This window comes from Sphingomonas sp. SAFR-052, assembly GCF_051965015.1.
Classification (GTDB): domain Bacteria; phylum Pseudomonadota; class Alphaproteobacteria; order Sphingomonadales; family Sphingomonadaceae; genus Sphingomonas.
The window spans coordinates 1-20553 of sequence record NZ_JBQCMO010000016.1 but is presented as its reverse complement, the minus strand read 5'-3'; the positions used below and the strand labels follow the sequence as shown (position 1 = coordinate 20553).

21 protein-coding genes, 1 tRNA gene and 1 pseudogene are annotated in these 20553 nt (G+C 64.1%); 9 read left to right on the top strand and 14 right to left on the bottom strand.

Translation table 11 applies throughout. The annotated features are described in order from the left end of the window. Positions 1 to 15: 15 nt before the first annotated feature. From ACTHQV_RS18270 to ACTHQV_RS18245, 6 genes are read right to left on the bottom strand one after another with little or no spacing between them, the layout of a single operon-like run. Complete coding sequence (locus ACTHQV_RS18270) at positions 16 to 573, bottom strand: chemotaxis protein CheD (RefSeq protein WP_242116545.1); 558 nt, start codon at positions 571 to 573, stop codon at positions 16 to 18. Beyond that, on the bottom strand, positions 561 to 1589 hold the full coding sequence (locus tag ACTHQV_RS18265) for a protein-glutamate methylesterase/protein-glutamine glutaminase (RefSeq protein ID WP_440492171.1): 1029 nt from the start codon (positions 1587 to 1589) through the stop codon (positions 561 to 563). Before ACTHQV_RS18265 ends, ACTHQV_RS18270 begins: the two co-directional genes overlap by 13 nt. Further along, complete coding sequence (locus ACTHQV_RS18260; RefSeq protein ID WP_440492170.1) at positions 1586 to 2449, bottom strand: CheR family methyltransferase; 864 nt, start codon at positions 2447 to 2449, stop codon at positions 1586 to 1588. Before ACTHQV_RS18260 ends, ACTHQV_RS18265 begins: the two co-directional genes overlap by 4 nt. Further along, on the bottom strand, positions 2446 to 4611 hold the full coding sequence (locus ACTHQV_RS18255; protein WP_440492169.1) for a chemotaxis protein CheA: 2166 nt from the start codon (positions 4609 to 4611) through the stop codon (positions 2446 to 2448). The genes ACTHQV_RS18260 and ACTHQV_RS18255 overlap by 4 nt, the downstream gene beginning before the upstream one ends. A 16-nt stretch (positions 4612 to 4627) precedes the next feature. Further along, entirely contained in the window at positions 4628 to 4891 is a 264-nt protein-coding gene (locus ACTHQV_RS18250; RefSeq protein ID WP_440492168.1) for an STAS domain-containing protein, read from the bottom strand. Between the two features lie 47 nt (positions 4892 to 4938). Then, positions 4939 to 6402 (bottom strand): methyl-accepting chemotaxis protein, encoded by a 1464-nt coding sequence (locus ACTHQV_RS18245; RefSeq protein ID WP_440492167.1) that lies wholly within the window; start codon positions 6400 to 6402, stop codon positions 4939 to 4941. A gap of 286 nt (positions 6403 to 6688) precedes the next feature. On the opposite strand from ACTHQV_RS18245, the gene ACTHQV_RS18240 reads away from it, so the two are divergent. From ACTHQV_RS18240 to ACTHQV_RS18225, 4 genes are all read left to right on the top strand, one after another. Further along, positions 6689 to 9835 (top strand): TonB-dependent receptor, encoded by a 3147-nt coding sequence (locus tag ACTHQV_RS18240; protein WP_440492166.1) that lies wholly within the window; start codon positions 6689 to 6691, stop codon positions 9833 to 9835. Between the two features lie 102 nt (positions 9836 to 9937). Continuing rightward, positions 9938 to 10639 carry a SapC family protein gene (locus ACTHQV_RS18235; protein ID WP_440492165.1) on the top strand — a complete coding sequence of 234 codons (702 nt, stop codon included), beginning with the start codon at positions 9938 to 9940 and terminating at the stop codon, positions 10637 to 10639. Further along, positions 10636 to 11649, top strand: a complete 1014-nt coding sequence (locus tag ACTHQV_RS18230) for a cupin-like domain-containing protein (protein WP_440492164.1) — start codon at positions 10636 to 10638, stop codon at positions 11647 to 11649. Before ACTHQV_RS18235 ends, ACTHQV_RS18230 begins: the two co-directional genes overlap by 4 nt. After that, positions 11646 to 13121, top strand: coding sequence for a tryptophan halogenase family protein (locus tag ACTHQV_RS18225; RefSeq protein ID WP_440492163.1), 1476 nt, complete (start codon positions 11646 to 11648; stop codon positions 13119 to 13121). Before ACTHQV_RS18230 ends, ACTHQV_RS18225 begins: the two co-directional genes overlap by 4 nt. A gap of 4 nt (positions 13122 to 13125) precedes the next feature. Here the strand turns inward: ACTHQV_RS18225 and ACTHQV_RS18220 are convergent, their stop codons facing one another. The 4 genes and pseudogenes from ACTHQV_RS18220 to ACTHQV_RS18205 form a co-directional block, all read right to left on the bottom strand. Next, positions 13126 to 13497: a PilZ domain-containing protein gene (locus ACTHQV_RS18220; RefSeq protein ID WP_440492162.1), complete on the bottom strand. Its 372-nt coding sequence runs from the start codon at positions 13495 to 13497 to the stop codon at positions 13126 to 13128. 63 nt (positions 13498 to 13560) lie between these two features. After that, positions 13561 to 13645 (bottom strand) — tRNA-Leu (locus ACTHQV_RS18215). A 43-nt stretch (positions 13646 to 13688) separates the two neighbouring features. Then, positions 13689 to 14066 (bottom strand): DUF805 domain-containing protein, encoded by a 378-nt coding sequence (locus ACTHQV_RS18210; RefSeq protein ID WP_440492161.1) that lies wholly within the window; start codon positions 14064 to 14066, stop codon positions 13689 to 13691. 130 nt (positions 14067 to 14196) lie between these two features. Beyond that, positions 14197 to 14697, bottom strand: a pseudogene (locus ACTHQV_RS18205) (ATP-binding protein); the annotation flags it as partial. Positions 14698 to 14753: 56 nt separating this feature from the next. Here ACTHQV_RS18205 and ACTHQV_RS18200 point away from each other — a divergent pair. Beyond that, on the top strand, positions 14754 to 16370 hold the full coding sequence (locus ACTHQV_RS18200; protein WP_440492160.1) for a recombinase family protein: 1617 nt from the start codon (positions 14754 to 14756) through the stop codon (positions 16368 to 16370). Positions 16371 to 16454: 84 nt separating this feature from the next. Here the strand turns inward: ACTHQV_RS18200 and ACTHQV_RS18195 are convergent, their stop codons facing one another. After that, positions 16455 to 16631, bottom strand: coding sequence for a hypothetical protein (locus ACTHQV_RS18195; RefSeq protein ID WP_440492159.1), 177 nt, complete (start codon positions 16629 to 16631; stop codon positions 16455 to 16457). 169 nt (positions 16632 to 16800) lie between these two features. Between ACTHQV_RS18195 and ACTHQV_RS18190 the strand changes: the two genes are divergently transcribed. Beyond that, a complete protein-coding gene (locus ACTHQV_RS18190; RefSeq protein WP_440492158.1) occupies positions 16801 to 17160 on the top strand; it encodes a DUF2958 domain-containing protein in 360 nt (119 codons plus the stop codon). A 108-nt stretch (positions 17161 to 17268) separates the two neighbouring features. On the opposite strand, the gene ACTHQV_RS18185 is transcribed toward ACTHQV_RS18190, so the two are convergent. Further along, a complete protein-coding gene (locus tag ACTHQV_RS18185; protein ID WP_440492157.1) occupies positions 17269 to 17664 on the bottom strand; it encodes a hypothetical protein in 396 nt (131 codons plus the stop codon). A 235-nt stretch (positions 17665 to 17899) separates the two neighbouring features. Between ACTHQV_RS18185 and ACTHQV_RS18180 the strand changes: the two genes are divergently transcribed. The 3 genes from ACTHQV_RS18180 to ACTHQV_RS18170 all read left to right on the top strand — a co-directional run bounded on the left by ACTHQV_RS18180 (position 17900) and on the right by ACTHQV_RS18170 (position 19456). Then, on the top strand, positions 17900 to 18103 hold the full coding sequence (locus ACTHQV_RS18180) for an HNH endonuclease (protein ID WP_440492156.1): 204 nt from the start codon (positions 17900 to 17902) through the stop codon (positions 18101 to 18103). Positions 18104 to 18147: 44 nt separating this feature from the next. Continuing rightward, positions 18148 to 18732 (top strand): hypothetical protein, encoded by a 585-nt coding sequence (locus ACTHQV_RS18175; protein WP_440492155.1) that lies wholly within the window; start codon positions 18148 to 18150, stop codon positions 18730 to 18732. 76 nt (positions 18733 to 18808) lie between these two features. Continuing rightward, positions 18809 to 19456, top strand: coding sequence for a hypothetical protein (locus ACTHQV_RS18170; RefSeq protein WP_440492154.1), 648 nt, complete (start codon positions 18809 to 18811; stop codon positions 19454 to 19456). A gap of 56 nt (positions 19457 to 19512) precedes the next feature. Here ACTHQV_RS18170 and ACTHQV_RS18165 read toward each other — a convergent pair whose 3' ends face one another. Then, positions 19513 to 19812 carry a hypothetical protein gene (locus ACTHQV_RS18165; protein WP_440492153.1) on the bottom strand — a complete coding sequence of 100 codons (300 nt, stop codon included), beginning with the start codon at positions 19810 to 19812 and terminating at the stop codon, positions 19513 to 19515. A gap of 8 nt (positions 19813 to 19820) precedes the next feature. After that, positions 19821 to 20553: DUF2971 domain-containing protein (locus tag ACTHQV_RS18160; protein ID WP_440492152.1), on the bottom strand; the 733-nt coding region annotated here is incomplete at its 5' end.

The following is a 20553-nucleotide window of genomic DNA, read 5'->3' as shown; positions in this document are numbered from 1 at the left end:
GTACGAAATCAGTCATCAAAAAAATTCCACGTCGCCGACGGCGGCGGGCGGCGGTGGCGGTTTGCGGACCACGATCACCGGCGGGGCCGCATCGACCACCGACCGGCACCGCGCCAGCCCCACCGCCGCGCGAAACTCGACCCGGCGCGCCTGCGTGCCGCCGACATCCTCGCCGACCAGCGCGATCCGCTCGTTGCGCAGGAAGGTGCGGGCAAAGGCGATGTTGGCACCCCCGATATCACGAAATCCTTCCCGCATCGTTGCACCGCCGAAGATTCGTGCGCGCAAACGCGATCTTGCCGCACCCATGGTCAACATTGCGTTGATGAGTACTTCCATCGCGTAAACGCCGTAGCGTTGCATCGATGCCGGGTCCGACGCGGTCCCGTCGGCCAGCAGATAATGGTTGATCCCGCCGATCTGCGCGACCGGATCATAGAAGCAGGCGGCGACGCAGCTGCCCAGCACCGTGGTCAGCACGACATCGGGTTCGCGGCTGACCTGCGTCTCGCCTTGCGCGACCGTGATCCGGCGCAGACCATCGCGGGCCTGCAACGCGTTCACAGCGCACATTCCGCAAGCAGACGCCCAGCGATGCGGCGCAGCGGCAGCTGTTCGGCGACGCCGCCGATCTGCCACGCGATCGCCGGCATGCCGTAGACGACGCTGGTCGCCTTGTCCTGTCCGAAGGTCATTGCGCCCGCGGCGCGCATCGCCTTCATCCCCTCCGCCCCGTCGCTGCCCATGCCGGTCAGGATCGCTGCAGTGGCATCGCGTCCGGCGAGCTTCGCGACCGAATGGAACAGCCGGTCGACCGAGGGGCGATGGCCGTTGACCTTGTCCCCCTCCAGCAGGCGGCAATGACGGCGGTCGCCGATACCGGCCAGTTCCATGTGACGCTCGCCGCCGGGGGCAAGGTAGATCTTGCCGACGCTCAGCACCGCGCCGGGACGGGCTTCCTCGACGCTCGGCGCACACAGGCGGTTTAATCGCGCGGCGAAGCTGGGCGTGAAGGTTGCGGGCATATGCTGCACGATCATCGTCGGCGGGCAATTGGCCGGAAAGGCGGAGAGCAGTTCGATCAGCGCCTCGACCCCGCCGGTCGACGCACCAATCGCGATCATCGATCCGGGCCGCGGCGTATAGGTGGGGCGTTCATGGACCACCGGCGCGACCGGAGCGACCCGCGCCGCCGGCCGGGTCTGCGACGCGGCGCGGACCAGATCGGCGAGGTCGAACCCGCTATGGTCGTTATGCGCCATCAGGCGATTCTTGTCGAAACAGTCGAACGCGCCACGCTCCAACGCGGTCAGGCTTGCCTCCGCCCCTTGCGCGGTCAGCGTGGAGAGCATCACCACGGGCGTCGGGCGCAGCCGCATCAGCCGTTCGAGGAAATCGAGGCCGCTCATCCCCGGCATTTCGATGTCGAGCGTGACGACATCGGGGTCGAGCGCCTTGATCTGCGCGCGCGCCTCGTCGGCGCTGGCGGCGGTGCCGACGACCTCGATCCCGGGATCGGCTTGCAGCTTGCGGCGGATGATCGCCTGCATCGAATAGGAGTCGTCGACGACCAGCGCGCGGACGGTCATGCCGATACCTTCTGATACGCGGTACGACCGATCGGGCGGAATTTCCCCGTTACCGCGCCGAGCAACCGCTCCGAATGACCGATGTACAACATCCCCCCCACCTCCAACCGGTCGGCGAGCCGACCGAGGAGCTTCTCCTTGGTCGGTTCGTCGAAATAGATCATGACGTTGCGACAGAAGATCGTGTCGAACCGCCCCTTGATCGGCCAGTCGCCGAGCAGGTTGAGCGGTTTGAACGCGATTGCGTCGCGCAATATCGGGTCGACGATCAGGTCGTCGCCCTCCCCCTTCGTCCATGCGCTGCGCAGTCCGGCAGGCACGGTCCGCATCGTCTCCTTCGAATATCGCCCGGTACGCGCTTTCTCGAGCACGCTGGGCGACACGTCGGTCGCGAGCATCCGCAGATCGGCCTTGAGCAGCCGCTGCGCGAGGCTGCGGTCGGCGCCGAACGCCGCCATCAGCCATGAATAGGGTTCCTCGCCGCTGGAGCACGCTGCCGACCACAGGCGGACGCGGCCGCCCTTGTTCAGCTTGTCGACCAGCCCCGGCCAGATGCGATCGACGAAATCCTCGAAATGATGGTTTTCGCGGAAGAAGCTGGTGTGGTTGGTCGTCAGCGCATCGACCGCACGGCCCCGTTCCTCACCATCGCGGCCGATGAACGCGACATAGTCGGCGAAGCTCGACAGGCCGCAGGCGCGGACACGCGGAGCGATCCGCCCATAGATCAGCTGCGCCTTCCCCTCGGGCAGCAGGATGCCGACCTCTTCATACACCAGCGCGGCGATCGCGCGGTGGTCGGCCGGCTGGAAGTCGAACTCCCGTGCCCGGCCATTGTCGAGGGCGGCAGCGGCGCTCATGCGGCGATCGCCACCGGGGTGCGGCTGGTGACGAAGCGACCGCGGGTGGTGAGCGCATCGACATCGGCGATCAGCGCGACGCGCCCGTCGCCGAGGATGGTAGCCCCCGCCACGCCGTCGATCGCCTGGTAATTGGCCTCGAGGCTCTTCACCACGACCTGCCGCTGGTCCTGGATCGAATCGACCACCAGCGCCGCCTGGCCATGGTCGCCCTCGACCACGATCAGCACCGCATCAGTCGCGTTGCGCTGTGCCCCGGCGATGCCGAGATGATCGGCGATGTGCAGCACCGGCACATAGGCGCCGCGCACGTCGAGCAGCTGCCCGTCCGGCCCCAGCCGATTGAGCGTCAGGTCGGTCGGGCGCAGGCTTTCGACGATGTGGCCGAGCGGAATGACGAAGGTCTGTTCGCCGACCGTCACGATCATCCCGTCGAGCACCGCCAGCGTCAGCGGCAGGCTGAGCGAGAAGCTCGACCCGAAACCTTCGCGCGACTGGATGCCGATACGGCCGCCCAGCGCCTGAATGTTCTTGCGCACCACGTCCATGCCGACACCGCGTCCCGAAACGTTGGTGATCGCCGCCGCGGTCGAGAAACCGGGCGCGAAGATCAGATTGTCGATCTCTTCGTCGGTCAGCGCGGCGTCGGGCAGGATGATGCCCTTCTCGATCGCCTTGGCCTTCACCCGCGCGCGGTTGATGCCCTGCCCGTCATCGGCGACGGTGATGACGATCCGGCCCGACTGGTGCGCGGCCGACAGGCGGACGACGCCCTCGGCCGGCTTGCCTGCCGCGACGCGCACGTCGGGCATTTCGAGACCGTGGTCGACGGCGTTGCGGATCAGGTGGGTCAGCGGCTCGCCGATCCGCTCGACCACGGTCTTGTCGACCTCGGTCATTTCTCCCTCCACCTCGAGGCGGACGCGCTTGCCGGTCTCGCCCTCCAGTTCGCGGACGATGCGCGGCACACGGCTGAACACCGTCTTCATCGGCTGCGCGCGGATCGCCATCGTCGATTCCTGCAACTCGCGCGTCAGATGCTCGAGGTCGCTGAGTTCGGTGATGCCGCCCATCGCATTTTCGGCAAGACGCTGCGCCAGCATCGCCTGGGTAATCACGAGTTCGCCGACCAGGTTGACCAGCCGGTCTAGCTTGTCGAGGTCGACGCGGATCGTCTGCGCGGCCGGAGCGGCGGCAGCCGCCGGCGCACGCGGCGCGGCCTTTGCATCGTCGACCGGCACCGGCGCTGCCGCAACGGGCGGGGGCGGCGGTGGAGGCGGCGGCGGCGGCGCGACCGGTTCCTCGACCGTCGCGACCGGTTCGATGACCGAATCGAGCAGGTCGAACAGCGAGTCGACATCGTCCATCACCGGCGATGCATCGCCCTTGGTCAGGGTAATCGCGCTGCTGTCCGAAAATTCGAAGACCGCGCGGATATCGTCCTCGGCGACGCTGGCAGGCAGCGCCACGTCCCAGGCCAGATAGCCGGTTTCGGGATCGAGCGCGTCGAGCGCGGGTAGCGCGCTGCGGTCGCACTGCGTCACCTTGCCACCGAGCAGCGTCAGTTCGCGCAGCAGCAGCAGCGGTTCGGCGCCATGATCGAACGCATTGGCGCCGGGCTGATAGCGCAGCCGCCAGCCATCGGCGGCATCGGCGCCTTCTTCGGATGGGGCGACATCGCCCAGCATCGACATCAGGTCGTCGAAATCGTCGGAGATCGCGACCGGTTCGGCGGCGGCGGCGGTCGCGGCCGCTGCGGGTGCGGGTGCGGCACCGTGTGCGCTGCCACCGCCGGCGGCGGCGGACAGCCGGTCGAGCATCGCCGCATCGGCAGGCGGTTCGCCGCCATCGCGGGCGGCAGCGACATGGTCGGCCAGCATGTCGAACGCGCCCATCACCACGTCGAGCAGCGCGGGGGTCAGTTCCAGCGTGCCGTTGCGGATCAGGTCGAGCAGCGTCTCATATTGATGGGTATAGGCCTGCAGCCGTTCATGGCCGAACGCGCCCGCCCCGCCCTTGATCGAATGGACGCAGCGGAAGACGGCGTTGATCGTTTCCGAATCGCGGTCGCCGTCGCGCAGCGCCGCGAAATTGCCTTCCATCGCGGCAAGCCCTTCCTCGCATTCCTGGAAGAAGATCTGCTGAATTGCGTCGAGGTCCATGACGGGTCGCTCCGGATCAGGCGGCGAGAAGGGTGTCGAGGGCCGCCAGCGTCGCCATGTCGGCAAAAGCCGGGCTCGCGCCGACGATGGTGAAATCGATGCCGACCATCTCCGCGGCGGCTTCGGCGGCGGCGAGGACTTGCAGACAGGCTTGCCCGATACGCTCGACGCCCGATGCGTCGAGGCGGATCGGCTTGCCGGCATCGATCGCGGTGCGCAGCGTCTGGCGCAGCGGGCCGGCAGCGGCGGTGTCGAGGACGGCGGCTAGGGCGAAGGGCATGATCGGGTCCAATCGGAAGGGACGTTGGGGCGCGCGGGTGGCGCGGATCAGAATTCGGACCAGTCGTCTTCGTCGACGAAGGCCGCGGCCGCCGGCGCGGGACTGCCGCCGCCGGCCAGCATCTTCTTGCGCGACGAACGGGCGATCTCGCGCCCGACCTGCGCGGCGCGCGCCTGCAACCGATGCACGGCGGTCGGCATCTGCGAGATATGGCCGCTATTGCCATGACCGTGGAAGCCCGAGCCGATGGTGAAGCGGGCGACCTGTCGCGCCAGTTCCTGCGCCTCTTCGGCCAGGCTGCGGGCGGCGGCGGTCGCCTGTTCGACCATCGCCGCATTCTGCTGCGTCACGCCGTCCATCTCGCCCACGGCGGTATTGACCTGTTGTAGCCCGGTCGCCTGCTGATCGGCCGAGGTGGCAATGGTGCCGACCAGCGTGCTGATCTCGCCGATGCGAGCGATGATGCGCTGCAACGCCTTGCCGGTTTCGCTGACCAGTTCGACGCCCATGGCGACCTGTTCGGACGAGGCGGTGATCTTGGCCTTCACGTCCTTGGCCGCATCGGCCGAACGCTGGGCCAGCGCGCGAACCTCACTGGCGACGACCGCGAATCCCTTGCCCGCATCGCCGGCACGCGCCGCCTCAACCCCGGCGTTCAGCGCCAGCAGGTTGGTCTGGAACGCGATGCCGTCGATCACGCTGATGATATCGCCGATTTCGGCCGAGGCGCGCTCGATTCCGTTCATCGCCTCGACTGCGCGGCGGACGACGTCGCCCGACTGTTCGGCCTCGTCGCGGGTTTCGATGACCACCATGTTGGCGCGATTGGCGCCAGTGGCGGTTTCCTTCACCGTGTTGGTGATCTGGTCCATCGCCGCGGCAGTTTCCTCGAGGCTGGCGGCCTGCTGCTCGGTGCGCTGCGACAGGTCGTCCGATGCCTGGCGAATGTCGTTGGCGCCGTTGTTGATGCCGCTGGTCGCGTCGCGCACAGCCGACAGCACTTCGGACACCGCGTCCATCGCCGCGTTGAAATCGATGCGCAGGCGTTCGTAATCGGAGGGGAAACTCTGTTCGATGCGATAGGTCACGTCGCTCGCGGCGAGGCGCGACAGCCCCTGCCCAAGCGAACCGACAACCTGCTGCTGCGCGGCGGCAGCTTCCTGCACGACGCGGCCGTTTTCGCGGAACACTTCCATCGCCCGCGCCATGCGACCGACACAGTCGCGATGGTCGGAAAAGCCGATCGGCGTGGTCACGTCGCCCTGCGCGATGCCCTCCATCCGCTCGACCGTGCCGACATAGGGTCCGCAGACGATATCGCGGAACATCACGCCCAGCAGGATGGCGACAAGGACGGTCGCGCCGTTGATGCCCAGCAGCGCCGTTTCGGACAGCGTGTCATTGACCGCGAGCACCGTCGTGCCGAACGGGACGCACATCAACACGACATAGACGATGCCCATCACGAGAAATTTCGTGCGGATCGGTGCGTCCTTGCTGAACCACTTCATCGTCAACCTGCTCCCCGAAACGCCCGCGCAAGACGGCGCTGTCGTATCGAATCAGGGGTTGTAGGGGGGTGGCGATAATTTACGGTTAACGTCGGAATTCAGCCGTTTTCGACGCCGCGCCCCGCCAACATCGTAAAAACGGATACAAGATAATATCTTAGCGGCAACAGTTTGGATTGTTCCCGTATTGACAACGCTAGACAGACTGGTAGCGGTACCAAAGCCGGATCATCCGGCGGGAAGATGGGCGGATCGAACCGTCAGAACCACTTAGGGGAGATTTCGTATGAAGGGTCACCTTCTCCATACGCTCGCGCGCACGTCCTCGACGATCGCACTTGCCGCCTTGTTCGCCGCACCCGGCATCGCCGCTGCGCAGACCGCCGACACCGCCACCAATGCCCAGCCGGGCGCGACCGAAGGGTCGCAGGGCAGCGTCGCCCAGCCGACCGGCCAGGACCCCGTACAGGAAGATGGCGGCGAGATCGTCGTCACCGGCATCCGCGCCTCGCTCAACCGCGCGATCGATATCAAGCGCAACTCGGCAGGCGTCGTCGATGCGATCTCGGCCGAGGATATCGGCAAGTTCCCCGACACCAACCTCGCCGAATCGCTCCAGCGCATCACCGGCGTGTCGATCAACCGCGTCAACGGCGAAGGGTCACAGGTCTCGGTTCGCGGCTTCTCGGGCGGGTTCAACCTCGTCACGCTGAACGGCCGCCAGCTTCCCGCCTCCAACGTCGACACCAGCGGCGCGGGCGACTTCGCCCGCGGTACCGGCCGGTCGTTCGACTTCCAGAATCTCGCCTCCGAAGGCGTGTCGGCGCTGGAGGTCTACAAGACCGGTCGCGCCGCGATCCCGTCGGGCGGGATCGGCGCGGCGATCAACGTCGTCACCCGCAAGCCGCTGGAAGCGCGCGAGACCGGCGTGACCGGATCGTTCGGCGTCAAGGCACTGCACGACCTGAGCACCAATGATGGCGAGGGCGCGCGCGTCCTGCCCGAAGTGTCGGGCCTGCTCAGCTGGCGCAACGACGGGCGCAGCGTCGGCCTGTCGATCTTTGGCAGCTATCAGCGCCGCGACAGCACCTCGGCCCAGAGCGCGCCCAACTACTTCACGGTGGTGCCGACCGCCGACGTGCTGAACCCGGCCGGTCCCTACGTCAACGCGCAGACCCAGATCGGCAACCGCCCGACCACCGAATTCACGCTGGTCCCCAACGACAGCCGCTACCAGTTCTCGGAAAACAAGCGCGAGCGCATCAACGGGCAGGCGGTGCTGCAACTCGCGCCCACCGAACGCCTGACCTTCACCGCCGACGCGCTGTTCGCGCAGAACCGGCTGGAGGAGCAGCGCAGTGAGCAGACCAACTGGTTCAACCGCCCGTTCGGCGAGATCCGCTTCAACGGCAACGACGTCATCGCCACGCCCGATTTCATCTCGGAATCGATCAACGGCGTAAAGGATCAGGGCTTCGAACAGCAATTCCGCGCGACCAAGACCCAGCTCCAGTCCTACGGCCTGAACGGTAAGTGGGAGATGACCGACAATCTGACGCTGAACCTCGATGGCTATCACGCCATCTCGAAGTCGACGCCCGACGCCGCCAACGGCACGTCGGTGACGCTGGTGTCGCTCGGCGCGCCGGTCATCAGCAGCCAGGCGATCGACTATAGCAGCGGCTTCCCGCGCGTGACGCAGACGATCAACGACTCGATCAACGGCAACGGTAACGGCGTCCTCGATCTCGGCGACCTCGGCACGCAGATCTCGCGGACCAACACCGCGACCCAGCGGCAGCGGATCAACGGCGGTCGTGCCGATCTCGGCTGGGATCTGGGCGGCGGCAGCCGGTTCGATTTCGGCGGTACCTACACCGATTCGCAGATGACCAGCGCCCGCGTGCAGACGCAGCAGCAGTTGGGCGACTGGGGCATCACCGATCCGGGCATCGTCCAGCGGCTGGCGTCGAACGTCGTCAAGACCTTCTGCCTCGACTGCAAGTTCGACACGTTCAGCCCGGCCGAGCAGAAGCGCACCGCCTTCCGCGGCAACGCCGTGGTCCTGAACGACCTGTTCTCGAACTTCTACGCCGCCAACCCGATCAACACGACTGCCAACGATTACGATCAGGTCGGCGAAAAGATCTGGGCGGTGTACGGTCAGATCACGTGGAAGGGCGAGATTGCCGGCCGCACCGCCAACCTCGTCTTCGGCACCCGCTATGAAGAGACCAAGGTCCGCTCGACCGCGTTGCAGGCGGTGCCCTCGGCAATCAAATGGGACGCCGACAACGATTTCTCGTCGGTCATCTCGGCGACCTCGTCCACCGTGTCGCAGCGCGGCAGCTACACCAACCTGCTGCCGGCCATCGATTTCAATATCGAGGTGTTCGACAACTTCATCGCCCGCGCCTCGGCCAGCCGGACGCTGGCGCGGCCCGATTACGGCAATCTGTTCGCATCGACCACGGCGGGTGCGCCGACCCGGCCGGTCGCGCTGGGCGGTCGTCCGACCGGCAGCTCCGGCAATGCCGGGTTGCTGCCGCTGGTCTCCGACAATTTCGACCTGTCGGTGGAGTGGTATTACAAGCCGTCGAGCTACGTCTCGCTCGGCTTCTTCGACAAGCGGGTGCGCAACTTCATCGGCACCGGCGTCTTCAACCGCAGCCTTTTCGACCTGCGCGATCCGTCGTCGGGTGCGGCGGGCACGCGCTCGGGCACAGCGGCGGCTCGGTTGCAGGCGCTCGGCGCCGACCTGAGCGACGTCAACCTGTTCACCTATACCGCGCTGCTCAGCCAGAATGGCGGCAACACCGCACAGGCCGATGCCAATTTCCAGGCGAACCGGAACGCGGCGGGCGCGCTGAACCAGGATTACGTCAACAGCATCCTGCAATCGGTCGACATCTTCGCCAACGGGGACGACCCCCTCTACGACTTCGCAGTGTCGCAGCCGGTCAACAATCGCGACGGCCATATCTATGGCTTCGAACTGGCCGGACAGCACTTCTTCGGCAATACCGGCTTCGGCGTGCAGGCCTCGTATACGAAGGTATATGGCGACGTGAATGCCGACATCGCCGCCGACCCCAGCGTCAACGTGTTCGCGCTGACCGGGCTTGGCGACAGTGCCAACGGGTCGATCATCTATGACAAGAGCGGCCTGTCGGCGCGCGTGTCGTACAACTGGCGCGACAAGTTCCTTGCCGCGACCAACCAGGGCGACAGCCGCAACCCGCTGTTCGTCGCCCCCTTCGGCACGCTCGACTTCAACATCAGCTATGACATCAGCGACAGCATGGCGGTGTCGATCGAGGGCGTGAACCTGACCAGCGAGCCGCTGGTGCAATATGGGCGCGATCGCAACGCGCTGGTATTCGCACAGGAGCTGAAGCCGCGCTTCCTGCTGGGCGCGCGCTACCGCTTCTGATCGCGGTCAAGTGACTGGAAAGAGCCGTTCGCATCCCCGGACGGCTCTTTTCTTTGCCACCCGCCCTCCATAACGTGGCGGCTTGCTGCCCAAAGGATCGCGATGCCCAACCCCGTGCCGCTCAACAATGTCGACCATCACGATCTGACCGTCGCGGTGGAACACGGTGCCGCGCATGGCGATGCGGTGAACCAGGTGCTGCTGTTCCCCAACGAGTTCGAGGCGGCACAGCGCGACTATCCGATCCTGTTCCGCCGCGACGATCGCGGCGGCGTCTATGCCGTCGCGCTGCTCGGGCTCGACCCCGACGACAATCTCTTCCTCGGCGCCGATGGCACATGGTCGGCGAGCTACGTTCCCGCCGTCCGCCAGCGCGGGCCGTTCGCCCCCGATCCGTCGGGCCAAGGGGTGCGCATCGACCTCGACGACCCGCGCGTGCACCGCGACGGATCGGGCGAGCCGCTCTATCTGCGCCATGGCGGCACCGCCCCCTATCTGGCGCATGTCGAGGCGGTGCTGGCCGTCATCCGCGAGGGACAGGCGATCAACGCGCCGCTGTTCGCGGCATGGGAGGCCGCCGGCTTGCTGCGCGCGACCACGATCGAGGTCGATCTGGGTGACGGACAGACCTGCGCCATCGCCGACATATTGGTCATCGCCGACGATCGGCTCGACGCGCTGGAGGCCGAGACGCTGGCGACGCTCCACCGCAGCGGCGCGCTGCGCGCGGCGTTCATGGCCTCGGCTTCACTCGACAATATCCCGCGGCTGATCGAACGGCGGCAGCGGCGGCACGGCGCGTGACCGCCCCGCGCGCCGTCCGGTCGATCGCGGCGAGCGCGGACTGGTCGCCGGCGGCACTGGTCGCGGCCAACGAGCCGGTGGTGCTGCGCGGTCTTGCCGCCGACTGGCCGCTGGTCGCGGCGGGACGGCAGGGCGCAGACGCCGCCATCGCCTATCTTAAGCGGTTCGATGGCGGACGGCCGGTCGTCGCCTTTACCGGCGATGCGGCGATGGGCGGGCGCTTCTTCTACCGCGACGATTTCAGCGGGTTCAATTTCGACGCGGCGCGCACCGGCCTGTCCGCCTGTCTCGACCGGATCGTCGGCAGTCTGGACGATCCCACCGCCCCCGCAATCTATGTCGGGTCGACCGATCTCGACCTCTACCTGCCCGGCCTGCGCGGCGAGAATGATCTGCCCTGGCCGGATGCGACGCCCGCGCCGATGGTCAGCATCTGGATCGGCAACCGCACCACCGCCGCGACCCATTACGACATGTCGAACAATCTCGCCGCCTGCATGGTCGGGCGGCGGCGCTTCACCCTGTTCCCGCCCGATCAGGTTGCGAACCTCTATCCCGGCCCGCTCGAACCCACGCCGGGCGGACAGGTGGTGAGCATGGTCGACCTGCGCGCGCCCGACCTCGACCGCTTCCCGCGCTTTGCCGAGGCACTGACCCACGCGCAGGTCGCCGAGCTGGAGCCGGGCGACGTGCTCTTCTACCCGGCACTGTGGTGGCATAATGTCGAGGCGCTGTCGCCGTTCAACGCCATGATAAACTATTGGTGGAACGACGCCCCCGCCTTTGCCGACAGCCCGATGACGACGCTGCTCCATGCGCTGCTGTCGCTGCGCGACCGCCCGGCGGCGGAGCGGGCGGCATGGGCGGCGATGTTCGACCATTATGTGTGGAGCGGCGGCGCGGCGGCGCGGGCGCACCTGCCCCCCGCGATCCAGGGCGACCTCGCCCCGCTCGACGAACCAGCCGCCCGCCGGTTGCGCGCGCGCTTGTTGCAGAGGCTGAACCGATGACCCCCATGCGGATCGTGATCGCGGGCGGCGGCACCGCCGGCTGGCTGGCGGCCACTCTACTTACTCGGCAACTGGCGTCGCTCGTCGAGGTAACGCTGGTCGAGTCCGAAGAGATCGGCACGGTCGGCGTCGGCGAGGCGACGATCCCTACGATCCGGTCGTTCCACGCGCTGCTCGGCCTCGACGAAGCCGAGTTCATGGCGGCGACCGGCGCCAGCTTCAAACTCGGCATCGCGTTCGAACATTGGGCGCGGCAGGGCGACCGCTATCTCCATTCGTTCGGCGAGGTCGGCCGCTCGACCTGGATGGGCGATTTTCAGCATTTCTGGCTGGAGGCGCGCGCGCAAGGCGCGGCGGGACCGATCGGCGCCTATTGCCTCGAACATGAAGCGGCCGAGGCCGGGCGGTTCGCGACCGGCCCCGACGCGCCGCTCAACTATGCCTATCATTTCGATGCCGGCCGCTATGCCGCCTTTCTGCGCCGCCGCAGCGAGGCGCAGGGGCTGACCCGGATCGAGGGCAGGATCGACCGCGTCGAACGCGACGGGCAGAGCGGCGACATCGCCGCGCTGGTGCTGGGCGACCGGCGGCGCGTCGAGGGCGACCTGTTCCTCGACTGCACCGGTTTCCGGGCGCTGCTGATCGAACAGGCGCTGGGCGTGGGGTTCGAGGATTGGGGCCATTGGCTGCCGACCGACCGCGCGCTGGCGGTGCAGACTGCCGCGACCGGCCCCGCCCCGCCCTATACCCGCGCCATCGCGCACGATGCCGGCTGGCGCTGGCAGATCCCGCTCCAGCACCGGGTCGGCAACGGGCTGGTCTACAGTTCGCGCCACCTCGGCGACGATGCCGCGCGCGACCGCCTGCTGGCCTCGGTCGAGGGACAGACGCTGATCGAGCCGCGGCTGATCCGCTTCCGCACCGGGCGGCGGCTGGCGACGTGGGAGCGCAATTGCGTTGCGCTCAGCCTGTCGAGCGGCTTCGTCGAACCGCTCGAATCGACCAGCATCCATCTGGTGATGATCGCGCTCACCCGCCTCGTCCAGCTGCTTCCCTTCGGCCATCCGGGCGACGCCGCGCGCGCCCGCTTCAACGACCAGTCGCGCCGCGAGATCGAGGCGGTGCGCGACTTCGTTCTGCTGCATTATCACCTGAACGAACGACCCGAACCCTTCTGGCGCGAACGGCGCAAAATTGCCCCGCCCGACACGCTCGCCGAACGCATCGCCCTGTTTGCCGAAGGGGCACATGCCTATCAGTCGGCCGACGACCTGTTCCGGGTCGGATCATGGTTGCAGGTGATGCTCGGCCAGCGGCTCGAACCGCGCGGCCATCACCCGCTGGCGAAGCTGATGCCGCCGGGCCAGCTGGCGGCGGTGCTCGGGGATTTGGGCAATAATATCGCCGCCGCGGTCGCGACGCTCCCGACGCACCAGCAATTCCTCGACCGCTATTGCCGCAGCGCGAGCTGACCGGTCAGTCGCCACCCCGGCGATAGGGGCTGTACATATTGTCGAGCCAGCCCGCGACGTTGCGCGGTGCTGCCGACACCGTGCCGCGCGGACGCCGGGCGGCGGCGATGTCGATCTCGACCCCTTCGAAATGCAGCCCGGCGCGCCCGCCATTGGCCCAGCGCACGCTTGCCTCGACATGATGGACCATGCCCATTGTAACCAGCACGCGGTCGCCGGCGCGCAGATTGCCGACATTGTCGATGCACGCGCCGGTTTGCGACAGGTTGCGGACGCGGCATTCGACCATCCCGTCGGGGGTCTCGATCCGGGCGTTCAGGATCACGCTGTCGCGGCGTGACCGTTCGGCGGGTTGGTCGGTGGCAACTTCACTCATGACGACCCCGCTGTAGCAGATCGTCGCCTAACGCCCGGTAAACCATAAGGGCGTTCGCGAAATTGGTGCCCCTGGCCGGGCTCGAACCAGCACTCCTTGCGGAATCCGATTTTGAGTCGGACGCGTCTACCAATTTCACCACAGGGGCACGCAGCCGGTCCGTTAGCGCAAGGCGATGCCGCCTGCAACCGTCAGGAAAAAACCTGATCGATATCGAGGCTAGGGTTTTTCGGATCGGGGCCGAAGCGATTATCGCCATAGGTACCCGGCAGCACGAGCAGCACGAACCACGCAACCGATATGAACAGGCCGAGGATGGGGACGTTCGACAGGATCGAAAACCCGAGCACCCACCATCCGCTCATGTCGCGATCATGGAAGCGGCGAACCTGCACCGCGACCGACGGCACGAAGATGACGATATAGAACAGGATCAACGGCACGAAACCGACGAAGCTCGACGACGCGAACACGTCCCCGACAACGTCGCCACTGAACGAGACGCTCGACGTCGTGAAGCCGATCGTCGCGAGGAATATCCCGACGATGCTGACGAATAACGAAAACATCCAGAACTCCATCCGGCGCGACCGGCCGGAGAAGTCCGCGTAACGCCGCAGCGGCAACAGCATCCAATGCATCACGACCCCCCGTCAATTCACACCGATCCTCGCAACCCGGACGCGGCAGTGCAATCATTCAATTGGTCGGCGCGCGCCGCCGATAACTCAGCGCCTCGGCGACATGCGCCCGGCCGATCCCGTCCGCCCCCGCCAGATCGGCGATCGTGCGGCTGACCCGCAACACCCGGTGAAAGCCGCGCGCCGACAGCCGCATCGCCTCCGCCGCCTGCGCCAGCAGCGTCCGTGCCGGCACGTCGAGCACCGCGACGCGCTCCAGCACGCCGCCATCCGCCTCGGCATTGGTCCGCACGCCGTCGGCGGCATAACGCTCGCGCTGCACCGCCCGCGCCGCCGCGACGCGCGCCGCGACCTCGGCCGACCCTTCGGCAGGCGGCGGCAGGACCAGATCGGCGGCACTCACCGCCGCCATCTCGATCGCCAGGTCGATCCGGTCGAGCAGCGGGCCCGACACCTTCGCCTGATAATCGGCGGCACAGCGCGGCGCACGCGCACAGGCGAGTGCCGGATCGCCGAGATGCCCGCAGCGGCACGGGTTCATCGCCGCGATCAACTGCACCCAATTTGCGACGCACGTAAACTGGACAGCAATACAAATGCACGCAGGGTAGGTTCGTGTCGCAAATCGCTATCATATATGCGCGCTTTTCGAGCGCCGAGCAAAGCAAGGGTTACTCCCTCGAACGGCAACAAAGTCTAGGCAACGCCTTCGCAGCCGATCGAGGCTGGTCCGTCGAGAAGAAGATCAGCGATGAGGCACGATCAGCTTTTCACGGCACAAACCGGCTTGAGGGTTCGGCGCTACACCAATTTGAATTAGAAGCCCGTAACGGCCTGCACCGGGGCAAGGTGCTGGTAGTCGAAAACATCGACCGTCTCAGCCGTCAAGGTGCGAAGGTCGCGGCGCAGCTGATATGGGCGCTCAACGAGGGCGGCGTCGATGTAGCCACTTTCCATGACGGGCACGTCTACAAAGCGGGTGACGAAAACGAGATGATCGACCTGTTCAAGGTCATCATCCTTGCCCAGCAAGCTCACGAAGAGAGCAGCAAGAAGAGCAAGCGGACTGCCGCTTCATGGGCTGCTAGGCGCGAACGGATCGCGGCTGGTGAGCAAGACGTGCTGATGCCAAACGTGCCGCTTTGGTGCGACCGGATCGACGGAAAGTATGTCCTGAACGAGTACCGGACGAAGGTGCTGAACGACATATTTGATCTCTACATCGACGGCCTCGGCATCCATCGCATCATCACCGTTTTGCATGATCGCAACGAACCCAGCTGGACTCCGCCTGAGCAACGGCGAGGCAATAACGGCTGGTTCTACAGCTACATCTACCGGCTGCTGACGAAGCGCACCGTAATCGGCGAGTACGTGACGCTCGACGGTAAGACGGTGGGCACGAACTTCTACCCGCAAGCGATCAGCACCGAGAAATGGAACCGGGCGCAAGCCGCGCTCAAAATGCGGAAGGCCAATCACAAAACCGCCGACAAACTTTGGCTCCATCGCAATCTGTTGCAGGGCATCGTCGTCTGCGGCCAGTGCGGCGGCGGCGCTCATTTCCGCCACATGATCGACAAGGGCCAGCAATACACACGCAAGGACGGTACGACCGTCACCTACAAGCGGAACGATCATCGCCGCATCCGCTGCGACCGCGCCCGTCGAAAGCACCAGTGCGATAACGGCACCGTTCTGAGCTACGACGTGATCGAAGCCGCTGTTCTGAACGAGATGCTTCCCCAGCTTGTGACGAAGCGTGATCGCAACCCCGCAATCGTGGAACTGCGCGAGCGTATCGCTGAAACGGCTCGATTGCGCGACGCAGATCAAGAGCGGCTGAACAACCTGGTCGATGCCCTCGCTGACGGCGGCTCCAAAGCGATCATGCAGCGCGTCGGCGCTCTAGAGGCTAAGGTCGAGACATACGAGCGGGCCATCGACACGGCTCAGCAGGCGCTCGATATTGAACTGTCAAAGCCATGCGCCGATGACGACGTTGAGGCCATCGAAAGCCTTCGGTCTGAACTGAACCACGCTGACGACGAGGTACGCTCCTATGCGCGCGGGCGGGTCAATATGAGCCTCCGTCGCCTCATCAAGCGGATCGCAATCACAAATGTGGGGACTTTCCGTATCGAGCCAGACGACTACAGTGCGTGGCTATTCGATGAAGATGGCAAGCTGCTGGAAGGTGCATGGACCGGGCCGGTAGAGAGGGCCGCTTAGGAAGCGCTCTTAGAGCGTCGGACATGGCAACGCCCAAGCATACTCGCCGGGGCATCTTGCTATCAGGACGGGCTTCCTAGCGCGTCAGCGGGGCAACTGGTGGCGCTCTGTACCGATGTGGAGCAGGAAGTGACTGTGCTTCCGCTCGACATACACCCGGAAACCCTCAAATTGAACCGAGAAAGCATCGTCTTCGAACTGCTCGTTGAAGTCGAACGTAGCAAGTGCGTAATCGGCGAATGCGTTGAGATCGATCTGCATGTGGGCTACTCCTGTTGCCCACTCGGGATGTTGCCGTTGGAATCAGAGGGCGAGCAAAGAAGTGACACCTTGGGTAGAAATCTACTCAACACCAGATTGCTGAATAACGCTCGCCCTTCCCCAACTCTGGTGCTTAATCCGCCTGTGGCACAAAACAGGAGTACGCCACATGGATTTGGTTGCATTGCTAGGGCCGGCAGCTGCTCAACAGCTGATATTGAACCACAACGAACAGCTACCCCTGAAAGGCACCCGTCAAGAGCGAGACTTCGAACCAGTCTGCAAGCTATTCTTGCCGTGGACCTCCGGGACGTGGTTGCTGACGGAAATGGACGACGACGGCCTTGCGTTCGGACTTGCCGATCTGGGTATGGGCACACCTGAAATGGGCTACATCAGCTTGGATGAGATATGGGAGGTGGTCGGTCCCGGTGGCCTGCGCGTCGAACCTGATATTGACTGGTCGGCAGAAAAGACGCTGTCCCAGTATGCCACGGAAAGTCGACTACTAGGCTACATCCGCGCATAACGGCGAAGCCCCGGAACAGCACTCCGGGGCTTTTCCACGTCAGGCCGCCATCGAGTTGTCGCGCAGGCATGGCGAAGCCCCGGAGTGGTTCTCCGGGGCTGTAAGAGTTTACTTGTTCGCAGCGGCCTTTTTGCTCTCTCGCGTCGCCTTCGCGCTGGCCTTCCGGGACGCGCTGGCCGCGCCATACTTTTCCAACTGCGCGTCAAACGCCCCCTTCCCTGCTTCCGCCTTGTAGTGCTCCAACGCACCAACAAACTGATCCTTTGGAACAGCGACCTTCGTCTCGTTCGGTAAAAGCGTGAGGGCCTTGCCGCCGTAGCGCAGCGAGAACGTCACCGTATTGTCCTGCACCTCATAGAGCCGCTGTCCGATCGCTTTGGGGTAGGCAAAGAGGGCAAGCTGCGTCTCGATTACCGCCAGCAGTTCATCGCGGGCCGTAACGTCGCTGGTAGCAGAAGCGTTGGTACGAACAGCGGGCTTTAGGTTCTTTGGGTCGAATGCCATGTTGTGTAACTCCGATCTTGCAGTGCGCTTCGTTGCGCCTGTTCCGATCGTGTGTTGCCATCCAACTCAGAAATCAGCCGATCAATGCGGTTGACAGGCAATCATCCTGAGCATTCTCGGGAGCCGATCAGCTAAGTAGATCGTGCCCCGTAGAACGCCCCGTTTCAGTATCGCGCCCGCTGCAAAGCCCCCGAAGGTCAACCTGACTGGCGGCTATGACGGACAGTGGCGCAAGATGCGTAACCGACGGCTCGATGCGGAGCCGCTATGTCGTCATTGCACAGCACGTGGCTTAGTGACGCCAGCCGTTGAAGTCGATCACATTAAGCCCAAGGCGCTTGGCGGTGGTGACGAGTGGGACAACACGCAATCGCTGTGCAAGGCCTGCCACGTTGAGAAGACGCGCACAGATGTGCAACGCATCCGACGAGGTTACTAAACGATAGGTATTGTATACCGGCTCGGTGCCGCTAACGTCGCACGATGTTTGGCAACGACCATCTCGATAGAGTGCAGCAATCCTTCGCGGACCAATTCTCGGACGCGGGACACGACTTCATCTATCGTAAGTCGCAGAAAGGACCGCCAATCCGGGTAACCCGGCAGGAGCGGGACCTGTTCGTCGCTCAGTTCGGCAAAACCATCCGCTACACGATGTGGGCAGTTATACCAGCAACCTTCGGCCTCATACTGCTGTTGGCTTGGCTAACACCCTCGGCGGACAGCCCATCCGCAGATTATGGCGTGTGGATCGGCGTTGCGGCAATCTTGCTGCCGCTCGTGACGATAATGCTCGTCGCTTGGACCGCACCCTCGAGGCATCTGCGGGATCGGACACCTGAAGGTTCACCGCTATCGAGAGGCGAAGCGCGCGAGCTCGCCTTCTCCAAAATCAGTTACCTACAGCTTGCTGGTGGCGTTGTCGTCGGCATCCTATTCGCTTCGGAGTTTGTGACTGCATCGGAGCCGTTAGAGGGCCACCAGTTAATTAAAGCCGTTTTCGGCACTTTATTGTTGCCCTTAGCGGTCGTGCAAACGGTTAGAAAGTGGCTGGAAAGCCGTCGATGATGCGATTGTAGTGGTAGGCCGGCTGTTATTACGCAAAGCTAGGCGGGTACATTCGGACATAACGGAGCCCCTGCCCATGCAACGACTGAAGCAATTGCATGAGGCTTACACGGCTTGGGTTCAGCGGACGAAGTGGGTGCATCGTCCGATGTTCATAATCATCAACGGCTTCCTCATCATTCTCGGCTTCATCGTGATCGTTTATATTCCGGCCGTGGTCCTGCTCGGCGTGATGAAAGCCTCCGGCTTCAAAGCCCCTGATGGATCGGAAGCGCTGGCCATATCCGCCCTCTTGAAAGCAACGCTAGCCGCTTGCATCTTTTTCGTAGCCATCGTCTCTGGTGCCACGGCTGGCTTGATGCGCTCGCTGTTCCGTGGAGGTATGTTCGACCTTCAGTGGATTATGCTGGCCGTCTTTGCCGCGTCTGTGTCCCTTTTCCTGTACGTCAGCTTTGCAGTGAGACAGATCACAACTGCGCTGAACACCGTTGGTGGTGACACTCCCACCATCGTGGCATTCTTAACAGGGTGGCTTCTGCTCTTGGGTTACACCGCGAAGGTTCCGTGGGACGAGTTTCGGGACCGTTGCGCGGCGCTCTTCGATGGGAAGTGGGAACTCCGCCAGTACTGGGACCAGCGCCCCGAGAATGCGACGACGGCGGCCGCGTCAACCGATGTCGAGACGCCGGCCGAAGGGGGCAGTCAAAATCTGCCAAAACAGTAGGTCCGGCAACAGCCACCCCCTCAAAAAGCCGCGAGCGTGAATTAAATACCTAGTTGTCAGCATGAAACGGCGGGATAAAGCGCTGCGGCTAAACTAACGAATAGTCCCCAGGTCGCCAACGCTTTGAACAAGCGACCGTAGGCCGTGTACTGGCTAGCACGCATTTTATCCCGCGCGATACCTGCGGTTTTGCTAGGGTCCTTTGCATCGGCAACGAAATTCGCTTGATCCGAAAGCCAGTGCCCATAGGCTTCAAGCAATTGGCTGAAGATGGTAGAAAGACCGGTTATAAGTAGCACGGTAGCTCGATACTTGAATATCGACGCCGCAAAAACCTGCAGAGGATAATCGAGCATAGAAAGCATTAACCTTGTTGCCGCAACGGGATCGCTGCTATTGATATTTTCCCTGTCGGATCGATACCAATGCTCGATAAAATTTCGCTAAACGCCCACGCGACTTGGTTGGGATACACACAAGGTCCGACGATGATGCTATGCAATAGTCGGTCTAAGCTCATCCAAGGCATGTCCAGTCCGGGCTGGTTGACCAATGGAACCTTACAGATCATCTGCGGGATACCTCGCACGGTTTCAACGCTCGTTGGTATGAAAGCCGACGCGTCCGTAAGTGGACGATGGATGACCCTCCATTCCTGCTCTTCTGCAAATGCTGGATGCTTGAACGATAACGTAGCAAACTGAAGAGCGTTAGTTACGATCGCCTGCGCGTTCTGGAACGGCACACTCCTGACAAGATCAATGTTCGCCGTAAGTCCGTCAGCCATCTCTTTCAGGTTCGAGAACATAACTGCCGCGTTCCCGTAGGCCACCGGACTAGAATACGTATTGAGTTGACCGGCATCGTTCGCGAATACTTCGGTGTTAAATATCAATGCCACGCCCGAGGTAGGGCCTCCGTACGCTCGCCACATCGACAACCTTCCTAGCATGTCGTCCGGATCATGGGCGGATAATGACGTCAGATAAGTCTGCGTTCGGGCTTGCCAATCGACCTTATTGAGCTGCCCCCTTCTGAGTGGTCCATCGACTATGACAGTCTGGACCAAGGAAGGGACAACGAATGCCTTCGAAGAA